Genomic DNA, 12,444 nt, shown 5'->3' on the forward strand with positions numbered 1-12,444 from the left:
GAGAGTAAAATGAAGTTTGTTGATGAAGCAACGATCCTGGTTGTAGCAGGTGATGGCGGTAATGGTTGCGTAAGCTTCCGCCGTGAAAAATACATTCCACGCGGTGGCCCTGACGGTGGCGATGGCGGGGATGGCGGAGATGTCTGGCTGGAAGCGGACGAGAACCTGAATACCCTGATTGACTACCGTTTCGAAAAATCTTTCCGTGCTGAACGTGGCCAGAACGGCCAGAGCCGTGACTGTACCGGTAAGCGCGGGAAAGATGTCACTGTGAAAGTGCCGGTTGGTACGCGCGTAATCGATCAGGGCACCGGCGAAACCATGGGTGATATGACCAAACACGGTCAGCGTCTGATGGTAGCGAAAGGCGGCTGGCACGGTTTGGGTAACACCCGTTTTAAATCGTCTGTTAACCGTACTCCGCGCCAGAAAACGATGGGGACGCCGGGCGACAAACGTGACCTGCAGTTGGAACTGATGCTGCTGGCCGACGTCGGGATGCTGGGGATGCCGAACGCCGGTAAATCGACCTTCATCCGCGCCGTGTCTGCGGCGAAGCCGAAAGTGGCGGATTATCCGTTTACCACCCTGGTGCCAAGCCTGGGCGTGGTGCGTATGGATAACGAGAAGAGCTTTGTGGTTGCCGACATCCCGGGGCTGATCGAAGGTGCGGCGGAAGGTGCTGGCCTGGGTATCCGCTTCCTGAAACACCTTGAGCGTTGCCGCGTTCTTCTGCACCTCATTGATATCGCGCCAATCGATGGTTCCGATCCGGTTGAGAACGCCCGCATTATTGTCGGTGAACTTGAGAAGTACAGCGAAAAACTGGCTGGTAAGCCACGCTGGCTGGTCTTCAACAAGATCGACCTGATGGATAAAGCGGAAGCTGAAGCGAAGGCTCAGGAGATTGCCGACGCGCTGGGTTGGGAAGGTAAACATTACCTGATCTCCGCCGCCAGCCAGCAGGGCGTAAAAGACCTGTGCTGGGATGTCATGACCTTTATCATCGAGAACCCGATTGTTTCTGCAGAAGAAGCGAAACAGCCAGAGAAAGTCGAGTTCATGTGGGATGACTACCACCGCCAGCAGCTTGAAGAAGCGGCTGTTGAAGAAGATGATGAAGACTGGGACGATGATTGGGACGAAGACGACGAAGAAGGCGTTGAGTTTATTTACAAACGTTGATTCAGCATTGAGTTGAGAAAAGGGCCGATTTTATCGGCCCTTTTTCTTTATGAAATCTGAAAATAACTGATAAGAAGCTATTTATAATAATGCGGGGTTTATAATCTCTTTTTTGAGAACATTTAGAAGGGATTATGTTGGAATCATTTGTAGAACTGATATTATCTTTATTAATATCGGTTATAGCTATGTTTATATATAGAGTAAGAGGTAGGTACCATACTTTTTATTCATTGATGATGATTGTTTTGTTCGGTATAGGATGCCTGCTATGCATGTTTTGGGTGGGCTGTTATTACTTTACAGGTGAAGGGATTAATGACTCAGTTATATTCACATTAACCAGATCGTTGACAGGTGTTGGTATCTCAGAGTATTTAATTCCACTGGCTGTAACGTTGGTGGTTTTTATTAGTTTGGTACTGGTTATATTTAAATGGATATTGCATTGTCCAAATCATACTACTGGTAGATGGTTTTATTCTGTGTTTTCCATCGTCTTAGCAGTTATGGCCATTGTAATTTCTCCCACTTTCGTCCAGTTACAAACATACAATAAGCCTCCTGAAAAAGTCGATGGCTCAGATTTTGATAAATACGTTGTTATACCAGAGGGGAAACTTACCCAGGCGAAATACAATCTTGTGTATATCTATGGTGAAAGTTTAGAAAGAACATATTTCGACGAAAGTACCTTCCCTAATTTAATGCCTGAGTTGACGAGTATAAAAGAGATGGGGTTAGATTTCACAAATACTGAGCAATTTCCGGCTACAGATTTTACTATTGCAGGTATTGTTGCTTCTCAATGTGGATTTCCTCTTTTGGCTCCAACCGACCTTAGCGGAAAAACCGCCAGTAACGGATTCTTTTCTAATTCAATTTGTCTTGGTGATATTCTTAAAAATACAGGGTATGAAACATGGTTTATTCAGGGGGCTGATTTAAGATTTGCGGATAAAAATATATTTTTCAAAACTCATGGTATTGACAATGTTTGGGGATTGCAGGAGTCTGAGTATGTCAAAGACTCAAGTAAGCAAAATGAATGGGGGTTATATGACGATATAGTTTTAGAGAAAGTATGGGACAAGTTTGAAACGTTATCAAAAAATAACAAACCATTTGCTATATTTACACTTACACTCGATACTCACCCACCACATGGCTATATTTCTCCAGAGTGTAATACCCCCGTTTATGTTAAAGATGGAGGGGAAGTACCGGCATTGACTGCTGTAAGATGTAGTCAGTCTCAGATAGCCAGGTTGATACATCGTATTCAATCCTCGCCGTGGTCTAAAAATACAGTAATAGTGTTATCATCAGATCATTTAGTCATGCCTAACATGACGGTTGCTGTCGATTTTTTGAATAAAATGACCCGCAGGGATCTGTTTGTTATATTAAAAGATGGTGTTGCTCCCAGGAAAAAATATGAACGGCGTAGTACTCTGGACAATGGGGCGACTGTACTTGAAGCGCTAGGTGGGGGCAATGCGCTTGGACTCGGTCGTAGTTCGTTGAGTCAACCCTCTCTTGCCACTATTTTCCCAGATTTCAAAAATAAACTTTTAGCATGGGGGCCAGGCATTCGATCTCGTTGGGGTGTGCCGGATAAAATTGATGAATTTAAAATTGATTTAGTTAAGAAAAAAATTGCTTTTGACAATTATGAATATAACCTTCCGATAATCCTTGAGATAACAAGAGACAAAGTATGGCCTGTTGTGGATGATGGGTTAGTATATGGTTTCTCTCTTCGCAGAACATTAGGTTTTTTACCTGTTGGTGAGCACTATATTTGGGTTGATCAATGTTTAAAAATGGCATCGTTGGGTGGAGATGCACAAATCAACATGCCAGGGTGGTGCATTGCGCAGGGTTACACAGGAAATAAACCTGTTATAGATAGAATATCAGCAGGTGAGTATTCAGGGAAAGCTTCTTATAATAAATCCACAATCGACAGTAAGTTGTATAAAAAAACGCAAGATAATTTATTAAAACCGGAAGATGAGATAAAATATGATTCTGCAAAATTTATCTTTGCCGCAGACGGTACCCCTAAACAGATAAAGTCTATTGCAGGGCTAAGTCATACAGAGAGCTGGGGGCGTTGGTCTGATGCTGTTTTAGCTGATAAAGTCGCGATCACTTATGAAAAACCTTTACCGAAATCATTTGATGTAGAGTTAAAAGCTAAGGCTTATGGCAAAAATATTGGACAGGAGATCAATGTAAGCGTTGGCGATTGCTCAAAAAATATGAAGCTTGGCGAGAAACTCTCCACTGTCAAAATACATTTTGATAATGTTAACAATGCCGATACCTTGATAATCACCCCTCCATTCCCTGAAATAACAAATGATGATAACTTCTTGGGATTCCATCAGAGTGCCCCTCCCAGAAAGTTAGGTGTAGGATTCGCCGAGCTCAGAATAATTCCACCAGAGTAACTAGTAGGGCGCAACTCCTGGTTCTAAAAAGGCGCAAATTCATGCGCCTTTTTAACATCAATTATTCTGGTAAATATCCTTATACAACCGACTCTCAAACCGCACCAACGGAATGCGTCGGTTACGCTGGTCTGCCGGTGACACCGCATAGCCAGAAAGATATTGCACAAATGCCATGCGCTGACCGCTGGCGGTAGTAATAAATCCAGCCAGGTTATATACCCCCTGCAGCGAACCCGTTTTAGCGGACACTTTGCCGTCCACGCCAGCCTGATGCAGACCTGCGCGATATTGCAGCGAACCGTCATGCCCGGCGAGCGGCAGCATAGAGATGTAGTTCAGTTCATTATCATGCTGGGCAATATATTGCAGCACCTGCATCATTGTCGCCGGGGCGATCAGGTTATGCCGTGAAAGCCCGGAGCCATCGGCGATAATCGTATTGCCCAAATCGACGCCCGCCTGCTGGCGCAGGATCTGACGTACCGCATCGGAACCCGCGCGCCAGGTACCTGGCACGTTAAACCGCACGTGGCCAATCATACGGAAAACTGTATCGGCAATCATGTTATCCGATTTTTTCAGCATAATTCGCAGCAGATCATGTAATGGCGCAGATTGCTTGCTGGCGATAACGGTACCTGGTTCGTTAACCAGCGTTTGACGAAGCAGCGTGCCGCTGTAGGTAATTCCTGCCTGCTTCAGTTCATCTTTAATGATGGCTCCGGCGTAGCTGGCGCCATCCTGAATTGCAAAAGCCAGAGGCAGTGGTTCGGAACGCTGTGGCAGACAGCCGGTAAGCGTATAGCGATTGAGATCGCCTGGCACCACATCCAGTTCACAATACTGCGCTTCCGGCGAACCTTTCGCCAGCGTGCGAACCTGGCTGAACATGGTCACCGGGTAATAAGACGCAACGCGGATAAACGCCAGATCGTTCGCTTTTTGCGCACTATAAAGTGAAATCGAAAAACAGTTGCGATCGACAATGGCCGCAGCGGGCGGGGCGCTGAAGCATTGGGTCATATCGTTCCACGGCCAACCGGGTGCTTTGTCGTGACTGGCGAAAATCGAAGTATCAATGAGTACATTGCCTTCGATTCGTTGCACACCTGCTTTCTTGAGGTTCGCGACCATATTGCGAATATCCTGGCGTTTTAACGTCGGATCGCCGCCAAATCGTGCCACCAGGTCGCCTTTCAGTGTGCCATCATCAATGCTGGCTTTACTCTCAAGGGTGGTGGTAAAGCGGAAGTCGGGGCCAAGCTGTAGCAATGCCGCGAGCGCCGTGATCACTTTCTGCGTACTGGCAGGCAGCGCCATCTGCTGGCTGTGGTAGTCAATCTCTGGCGCTGCAGCGCCCACTTTTTGCACCATAAAAGCAAGATTGGCCCCTGCGGGAAGTTGACTCGTATACTCTTCAACATTCGCGGCCTGGACGCTAAACGCTATACTGGTGGTCAATCCAATGATAAATCTGGAAAATCGCATAATCCCGCGCTAACAACCTGGAAACAAGCCGACATACTACGGCGCAACGCCCTGTAAAGTAAACGATGACCCATAGTGAACTTCAGGGTAAAATGCGTATCAAATGAGAAATTGCTGCTGACCTGGGACTTTGTACCCGGGTCGGTTTTCTTTTGCTTCTGGCCTGGCCGCGTGGCGTTGTCAGGCGGGCTGAGAGCCAGAGTGGGGTGAACTGCTCCCAACAGGAATGTTCAAGAGGTATAACAAATGCAAGCTATTCCGATGACCCTTCGTGGCGCAGAAAAACTGCGCGAAGAACTCGATTTTCTGAAATCTGTTCGCCGTCCTGAAATCATTGCTGCCATCGCGGAAGCACGCGAGCACGGCGATCTGAAAGAGAATGCTGAATACCATGCCGCCCGTGAGCAGCAGGGCTTCTGCGAAGGTCGTATTAAGGATATCGAAGCCAAGTTGTCTAACGCGCAGGTTATTGATGTGACCAAAATGCCTAACAATGGCCGCGTGGTGTTTGGGGCGACGGTGACGGTTCTGAACCTCGATAATGATGAAGAGCAAACCTGGCGTATCGTGGGTGATGATGAGGCGGATTTTAAGCAGAATCTGATCTCAGTGAACTCGCCGATCGCCCGTGGTCTGGTCGGCAAAGAGCAGGATGATGTCGTTACCATTCGCACGCCAGGCGGCGAAGTCGAGTACGAAATTATCAAAGTCGAGTATCTTTAATCATTGCCCGGCATCGAATTGTTGATGCATTGTAAAGATAAGAAAAAGGCCGCATAGCGGCCTTTTATCAAGCTGAAGAGCGTGGCATGTTGCTAGCCTTCGCGAAGGAAAACCCTCGTTTTACACACTGTTGTGTGCAATTTTAGGATATTCTTAACGTGGCAGCGAGATTTTACGCTCTTTACTCGGGCGATAAAGCACCAGCATTTTACCGATGACCTGTACGTTACAGGCGCCGGTTTCGCGCACGATAGCGTCCACGATCAAGGTTTTGGTTTCGCGATCTTCAGACGCGATTTTCACCTTGATAAGTTCATGGTGCTCTAACGCTTGTTCAATCTCGGCCAGTACCCCTTCGGTCAAACCATTATTGCCAAGCATGACTACCGGCTTGAGCGGATGTGCCAGACCTTTCAGGTGCTGTTTTTGTTTAGTACTCAGATTCATCGTATATTTTTGCTTACGTTGGGATTGAAAACGGGTCATTCTACCGCCATCTCCCATATATCGCCAAATAGTGCGTTGAAATTTACGCCGCATGGCAACGATGTTCTGCCCCGATGGGAAAGTTAAATGACAGGTAAGAAGCGTTCTGCCAGCTCAAGTCGCTGGCTTCAGGAACACTTTAGCGATAAATATGTTCAAGCGGCACAGAAAAAGGGGTTACGTTCCCGTGCCTGGTTTAAACTTGATGAAATACAGCAAAGTGACAAACTTTTTAAGCCGGGGATGACAGTGGTTGACCTCGGTGCTGCCCCAGGAGGCTGGTCACAGTATGTGGTCACGCAGATTGGTGGCAAAGGCCGCATCATTGCTTGCGATCTTTTACCTATGGATCCAATCGTTGGTGTGGACTTCCTTCAGGGCGACTTTCGTGATGAACTCGTGATGAAAGCGTTACTGGAACGCGTGGGTGACAGTAAAGTACAAGTTGTCATGTCAGATATGGCACCAAACATGAGTGGAACACCCGCGGTGGATATCCCCCGCGCCATGTATCTGGTGGAACTGGCGCTTGAAATGGCGCGTGATGTTCTCGCGCCAGGCGGTAACTTTGTAGTGAAGGTGTTCCAGGGCGAAGGCTTCGATGAGTATCTAAGGGAAATTCGCTCCCTGTTTACGAAGGTTAAAGTTCGTAAGCCGGACTCTTCCCGCGCACGTTCGCGAGAAGTGTACATTGTAGCGACCGGGCGAAAACCATAGAAGGTGGAATTTCAGACGAAAGTTTGAAAGAAACTGGATATAGAGTATCCTGACGCTGTTTTTAACACAGTTGTAATAAGAGGTTAATCCCTTGAGTGACATGGCGAAAAACCTAATACTCTGGCTGGTCATTGCCGTTGTGCTGATGTCAGTATTCCAGAGCTTTGGGCCCAGCGAGTCGAATAGCCGTAAGGTGGACTACTCTACCTTCCTGCAAGAGGTCAATCAGGACCAGGTTCGCGAAGCGCGTATCAACGGACGTGAGATCAACGTTACCAAGAAAGATAGTAACCGTTACACGACTTACATTCCGGTTAACGATCCGAAGCTTCTCGACAACCTGCTGACTAAAAATGTCAAAGTGGTTGGCGAACCGCCTGAAGAGCCGAGCCTGCTGGCTTCAATCTTCATTTCCTGGTTCCCGATGTTGTTACTGATCGGTGTCTGGATCTTCTTCATGCGCCAGATGCAGGGCGGCGGTGGCAAAGGCGCCATGTCGTTCGGTAAGAGCAAAGCGCGCATGCTGACGGAAGATCAGATCAAAACCACCTTCGCTGACGTCGCAGGCTGTGACGAAGCGAAAGAAGAGGTGGGTGAGCTGGTTGAATATCTGCGTGAGCCGAGCCGCTTCCAGAAACTGGGCGGTAAAATCCCGAAAGGCGTCCTGATGGTCGGCCCTCCGGGTACTGGTAAAACGCTGCTGGCGAAAGCGATCGCAGGCGAAGCGAAGGTACCGTTCTTTACGATTTCCGGTTCTGACTTCGTAGAAATGTTCGTCGGTGTCGGTGCATCTCGTGTGCGTGACATGTTCGAACAGGCGAAGAAAGCGGCACCGTGCATCATCTTTATCGATGAAATCGACGCCGTAGGCCGCCAGCGTGGCGCAGGCCTGGGCGGTGGTCACGATGAACGTGAACAGACCCTGAACCAGATGCTGGTTGAAATGGATGGCTTCGAAGGTAACGAAGGTATTATCGTTATCGCGGCGACTAACCGTCCGGATGTTCTTGACCCGGCGCTGCTGCGTCCAGGCCGTTTTGACCGTCAGGTTGTGGTTGGCCTGCCAGATGTTCGCGGTCGTGAGCAGATCCTGAAAGTTCACATGCGTCGCGTACCGCTGGCGCCAGATATCGACGCGGCAATCATTGCCCGTGGTACCCCTGGTTTCTCCGGTGCAGATCTGGCGAACCTGGTGAACGAAGCGGCACTGTTTGCGGCACGTGGCAACAAACGCGTTGTATCGATGGTTGAGTTCGAAAAAGCGAAAGACAAAATCATGATGGGTGCGGAACGTCGCTCCATGGTGATGACGGAAGCGCAGAAAGAATCCACCGCATACCACGAAGCGGGCCATGCGATTATTGGTCGCCTGGTACCGGAACACGATCCGGTGCACAAAGTGACGATTATCCCGCGCGGACGTGCGCTGGGTGTGACCTTCTTCCTGCCTGAAGGCGACGCGATCAGCGCCAGCCGTCAGAAACTGGAAAGTCAGATTTCGACGCTGTACGGCGGTCGTCTGGCAGAAGAGATCATCTACGGCGCGGAACATGTTTCTACCGGTGCGTCGAACGACATTAAAGTCGCGACTAATCTGGCGCGTAACATGGTGACTCAGTGGGGCTTCTCCGACAAACTTGGCCCGCTACTGTATGCGGAAGAAGAAGGTGAAGTGTTCCTGGGCCGTAGTGTGGCGAAAGCGAAACATATGTCTGATGAAACCGCGCGTATCATCGACCAGGAAGTGAAATCGCTGATCGAACGTAACTACGATCGTGCGCGTAAACTGCTTAACGACAACATGGACATCCTGCACGCGATGAAAGATGCGCTCATGAAATATGAGACCATCGATGCGCCGCAGATTGATGACCTGATGGCCCGTCGTGATGTTCGCCCGCCAGCCGGCTGGGAAGAACCGGGTTCATCTAATAACTCTGACAACAATGGCACCCCGCGTGCGCCGCGTCCGGTCGATGAACCGCGTACGCCAAACCCGGGCAACACCATGTCAGAACAGTTAGGCGATAAATAAGTTTTCTGCGCGTGTTAGCGTAGCATCACCTGAAACCCTGAGGCTTGCCTCAGGGTTTTTTTACATTCAAAACAAGAATCAATCGGAAGGATTAGCCATGAAACTCTTCGCCCAGGGCTCCACGCTGGATCTCTCTCACCCTCACGTTATGGGCATTCTTAACGTCACGCCGGATTCATTCTCCGATGGCGGAACGCACAATACGTTGGTCGAGGCGGTGAAGCACGCTAACCTGATGATTAACGCCGGAGCGACGATTATCGATGTGGGCGGTGAGTCTACGCGTCCAGGCGCTTCTGAAGTCAGCGTTGAAGAAGAACTGGATCGCGTGATCCCCGTGGTGGAGGCCATTGCTCAGCGATTTGAAGTGTGGATCTCCGTCGACACGTCAAAACCGGAAGTGATCCGAGAATCTGCTCGCGTCGGTGCGCATATTATTAATGATATCCGCTCGCTCACCGAACCCGGTGCACTGGAAGCGGCAGCAGAAACCGGTCTGCCTGTTTCCCTGATGCATATGCAGGGCAACCCGAAAACCATGCAGGAAGCGCCGAAGTATGATGACGTTTTTGCGGAGGTAAATCGCTTCTTTATTGAGCATATCGCTCGCTGTGAAGCGGCAGGTATCGGAAAAGAGAAATTGATCCTCGACCCGGGGTTCGGTTTCGGTAAGAATCTCTCTCATAATTATGCATTACTGGCACGCCTGTCTGAATTCCATCATTTTGGCCTTCCGCTGTTCGTCGGAATGTCGCGTAAATCGATGATTGGTCAACTGCTGAACGTCGGGCCTTCAGAGCGCCTTAGCGGCAGCCTGGCGTGTGCGGTAATTGCCGCAATGCAGGGGGCGCATATTATTCGTGTCCATGATGTCAAAGAAACTGTAGAAGCGATGCGCGTGGTGGAAGCTACGTTGTCAGCGAAGGAAAACAAACGCTATGAGTAAACGTAAATATTTTGGTACCGATGGTATACGTGGCCGCGTAGGCGATGCACCAATCACCCCTGATTTCGTACTGAAACTGGGTTGGGCAGCCGGGAAAGTGCTGGCAAGCCACGGTTCACGTAAAATCATCATCGGTAAAGATACCCGCATCTCAGGCTATATGCTGGAGTCTGCGCTGGAAGCAGGCCTGGCCGCTGCGGGGCTCTCTGCGTCCTTTACTGGCCCCATGCCGACACCGGCAGTGGCTTACCTGACGCGTACCTTCCGTGCTGAGGCGGGCATTGTTATCTCCGCATCGCATAACCCGTACTACGACAACGGCATCAAATTCTTCTCCATCGACGGCACCAAACTGCCGGATGAAGTGGAAGAAGCCATCGAAGCGGAGCTGGAAAAAGAGATCAGCTGTGTGGATTCCGCCGAACTGGGTAAAGCCAGTCGTATCGTGGATGCTGCGGGCCGCTATATTGAATTCTGTAAAGCGACCTTCCCGAACGAACTGAGCCTGAACGACCTGAAAATCGTTGTCGACTGTGCGAACGGTGCGACGTATCACATCGCGCCGAACGTGTTCCGCGAACTGGGCGCGCAGGTCGTGGCGATTGGTTGTGAACCGGACGGTGTAAACATCAACCAGGAAGTCGGGGCAACCGACGTCCGGGCCTTACAGGCACGCGTACTGGCTGAGAAAGCTCATCTTGGCATCGCTTTTGACGGCGACGGCGACCGCGTCATTATGGTCGACCATGAAGGCAATAAAGTCGACGGTGACCAGATCCTCTACATCATTGCCCGTGAAGGTCTTCGCCAGGGCAAACTGCGCGGCGGTGCAGTCGGTACCCTGATGAGCAACATGGGCCTGGAAGTCGCGCTCAAGCAGTTAGGTATCCCGTTCGTACGCGCCAAAGTGGGCGACCGTTACGTGCTGGAAAAACTGCAGGAGAAAGACTGGCGCATTGGTGCGGAAAACTCCGGCCACGTCATCCTGCTGGACCAAACCACAACGGGTGACGGCATTGTGGCAGCGCTGCAGGTCGTTGCAGCGATGGTGCGCAACCATATGTCTCTGCATGACCTGTGTAGCGGCATGAAAATGTTCCCGCAGGTGCTGGTTAACGTTCGCTTCACCGCCGGTAGCGGCGACCCGCTGGAAAATGAAACCGTTAAAGCAGTGACGGCTGAAGTGGAAGCCGCGCTGGGCAACCGTGGCCGCGTACTGCTGCGTAAATCGGGCACCGAGCCGCTGATTCGCGTGATGGTCGAGGGCGAGGACGAAGCACAAGTTACCGCTTTCGCTAACCGCATTGCGGATGCGGTGAAAGCGGTTTAACGATTTACTACCCGGCTGCCCGGTTCCGGGCGGCCTTTTACATCGATTTTTTTCTTTAATTATTCATTATTTTTATTGGTTTAATTATTAATTAATAAATTAATATTCAATTTATAAATATAAATGTATTCCTAATTTCAATCTAATTCCCGTCATTTCATTGCCTCTGCTCGTTTTCTGTCAATATAATTTGTTGCTTTGGTAACGCTTATCACGAAAAGTTATGCCATAAGCAAATCAAAATTTATATTTATGGATTGTTAAGGATTCAAAATGGAAATGGTTTTTGATTTAAAAGGGAAAGTGGCTCGCAAAGTCGCTAAATTCCAGGAAATGAAAAAACAGCGCGGTGTAACCCTGCTGGAAATCATCATTGTACTGGGTATCATCGGTATTATTGCCGCGGGCGTGGTTATTCTGGCGCAGCGTGCGTTTACTGCTCAGGATCTGTCTGATGTACAGGACAACCTGACCAGCGTACGTACTGCAATGAACGAAGCGTATAAAGATCAGGCAAACTATCCGAAACCGACTAATAGCGTGATTGGTATTACTAAATCATCAATTAGCGATTCAAAAGTAGCCAATGACGCGCCAATCGTGACATTGGTGCGTATGGGTAAAATTTCTGCTGACGAAGCGTTTAACGGTTTCTCCAACGACCCCTTCCAGATTGATCAGGCTAAAACTGATTCTACCAGTTCTCAGTTTAAAGGGTTTACCGTTGTGGTAAACGGCCTTGCAGCAGAAGAGTGTCGTAACCTGATTTCTCAGATGGGCAACCAATGGGATTATGTAGAGGCACTCAACACTGGTGCAACTGCAGGTAAAGAAGTCACAGGTCTTACTGGCCGCGCACTTGATGTAGCGGTTGATACGACTAAACTGAAAACCTTAGTCTCCGGTGACATTGCACCAGATAAAATTGTCGCAACTGGTGTTTGCGATGGTGCTGGCTCTGTTAACGGTGTTATCTTCGGTAGCAAATAATCTAACTAAATAGCTATATTATTTAGTTCGTCAACGAGTGACTATTTTTTAAATAATAGCCACTCGTTTTATTGATTTAATG

The 12,444-nt window shown here is 49.1% G+C and carries 10 protein-coding genes; 8 read left to right on the forward strand and 2 right to left on the reverse strand.

Annotated features, from left to right (window positions below; genetic code table 11):
* Window positions 1-9 precede the first annotated feature (9 nt).
* Both cgtA and opgB read left to right on the forward strand, forming a co-directional pair.
* The gene (gene cgtA, locus DBY68_RS04505) at window positions 10-1,185 is read left to right on the forward strand and encodes an Obg family GTPase CgtA (RefSeq protein WP_108474967.1); all 1,176 of its coding nucleotides are present in this window, start codon (window positions 10-12) and stop codon (window positions 1,183-1,185) included.
* Between the two features lie 134 nt (window positions 1,186-1,319).
* Window positions 1,320-3,644 (forward strand): phosphatidylglycerol--membrane-oligosaccharide glycerophosphotransferase, encoded by a 2,325-nt coding sequence (gene opgB / locus DBY68_RS04510; protein ID WP_108474968.1) that lies wholly within the window; start codon window positions 1,320-1,322, stop codon window positions 3,642-3,644.
* A 57-nt stretch (window positions 3,645-3,701) separates the two neighbouring features.
* On the opposite strand, the gene dacB is transcribed toward opgB, so the two are convergent.
* Window positions 3,702-5,135, reverse strand: coding sequence for a serine-type D-Ala-D-Ala carboxypeptidase (gene dacB / locus DBY68_RS04515; RefSeq protein WP_108474969.1), 1,434 nt, complete (start codon window positions 5,133-5,135; stop codon window positions 3,702-3,704).
* A gap of 246 nt (window positions 5,136-5,381) precedes the next feature.
* On the opposite strand from dacB, the gene greA reads away from it, so the two are divergent.
* On the forward strand, window positions 5,382-5,858 hold the full coding sequence (gene greA, locus DBY68_RS04520) for a transcription elongation factor GreA (RefSeq protein WP_108474970.1): 477 nt from the start codon (window positions 5,382-5,384) through the stop codon (window positions 5,856-5,858).
* Window positions 5,859-6,011: 153 nt separating this feature from the next.
* Here the strand turns inward: greA and yhbY are convergent, their stop codons facing one another.
* Window positions 6,012-6,305 (reverse strand): ribosome assembly RNA-binding protein YhbY, encoded by a 294-nt coding sequence (yhbY, locus tag DBY68_RS04525; protein WP_042292049.1) that lies wholly within the window; start codon window positions 6,303-6,305, stop codon window positions 6,012-6,014.
* A gap of 126 nt (window positions 6,306-6,431) precedes the next feature.
* Here yhbY and rlmE point away from each other — a divergent pair, with 126 nt between their 5' ends.
* The 5 genes from rlmE (at window position 6,432) to DBY68_RS04555 (ending at window position 12,362) form a co-directional block, all read left to right on the forward strand.
* Complete coding sequence (gene rlmE / locus DBY68_RS04530; RefSeq protein WP_015962846.1) at window positions 6,432-7,061, forward strand: 23S rRNA (uridine(2552)-2'-O)-methyltransferase RlmE; 630 nt, start codon at window positions 6,432-6,434, stop codon at window positions 7,059-7,061.
* A 100-nt stretch (window positions 7,062-7,161) separates the two neighbouring features.
* Window positions 7,162-9,096, forward strand: a complete 1,935-nt coding sequence (gene ftsH / locus DBY68_RS04540) for an ATP-dependent zinc metalloprotease FtsH (protein ID WP_108474971.1) — start codon at window positions 7,162-7,164, stop codon at window positions 9,094-9,096.
* A gap of 97 nt (window positions 9,097-9,193) precedes the next feature.
* Window positions 9,194-10,042, forward strand: coding sequence for a dihydropteroate synthase (gene folP / locus DBY68_RS04545; RefSeq protein WP_108474972.1), 849 nt, complete (start codon window positions 9,194-9,196; stop codon window positions 10,040-10,042).
* Window positions 10,035-11,372: a phosphoglucosamine mutase gene (gene glmM / locus DBY68_RS04550; RefSeq protein ID WP_015962849.1), complete on the forward strand. Its 1,338-nt coding sequence runs from the start codon at window positions 10,035-10,037 to the stop codon at window positions 11,370-11,372. Before folP ends, glmM begins: the two co-directional genes overlap by 8 nt.
* Window positions 11,373-11,645: 273 nt before the next feature.
* Window positions 11,646-12,362 (forward strand): type IV pilus major pilin, encoded by a 717-nt coding sequence (locus DBY68_RS04555; RefSeq protein WP_108474973.1) that lies wholly within the window; start codon window positions 11,646-11,648, stop codon window positions 12,360-12,362.
* The last annotated feature ends 82 nt before the right edge of the window (window positions 12,363-12,444 follow it).

It is taken from the genome of Pseudocitrobacter sp. RIT415 (assembly GCF_003057695.2).
Classification (GTDB): domain Bacteria; phylum Pseudomonadota; class Gammaproteobacteria; order Enterobacterales; family Enterobacteriaceae; genus Pseudocitrobacter; species Pseudocitrobacter faecalis.

Coding starts and splice junctions, on each gene's coding strand:
- greA (WP_108474970.1), top strand. CDS start 5,382: ATGCAAGCTATTCCGATGACCCTTCGTGGCGCAGAAAAACTGCGCGAA.
- DBY68_RS04555 (WP_108474973.1), top strand. CDS start 11,646: ATGGAAATGGTTTTTGATTTAAAAGGGAAAGTGGCTCGCAAAGTCGCT.
- dacB (WP_108474969.1), bottom strand. CDS start 5,135: ATGCGATTTTCCAGATTTATCATTGGATTGACCACCAGTATAGCGTTT.
- ftsH (WP_108474971.1), top strand. CDS start 7,162: ATGGCGAAAAACCTAATACTCTGGCTGGTCATTGCCGTTGTGCTGATG.
- folP (WP_108474972.1), top strand. CDS start 9,194: ATGAAACTCTTCGCCCAGGGCTCCACGCTGGATCTCTCTCACCCTCAC.
- yhbY (WP_042292049.1), bottom strand. CDS start 6,305: ATGAATCTGAGTACTAAACAAAAACAGCACCTGAAAGGTCTGGCACAT.
- cgtA (WP_108474967.1), top strand. CDS start 10: ATGAAGTTTGTTGATGAAGCAACGATCCTGGTTGTAGCAGGTGATGGC.
- rlmE (WP_015962846.1), top strand. CDS start 6,432: ATGACAGGTAAGAAGCGTTCTGCCAGCTCAAGTCGCTGGCTTCAGGAA.
- glmM (WP_015962849.1), top strand. CDS start 10,035: ATGAGTAAACGTAAATATTTTGGTACCGATGGTATACGTGGCCGCGTA.
- opgB (WP_108474968.1), top strand. CDS start 1,320: ATGTTGGAATCATTTGTAGAACTGATATTATCTTTATTAATATCGGTT.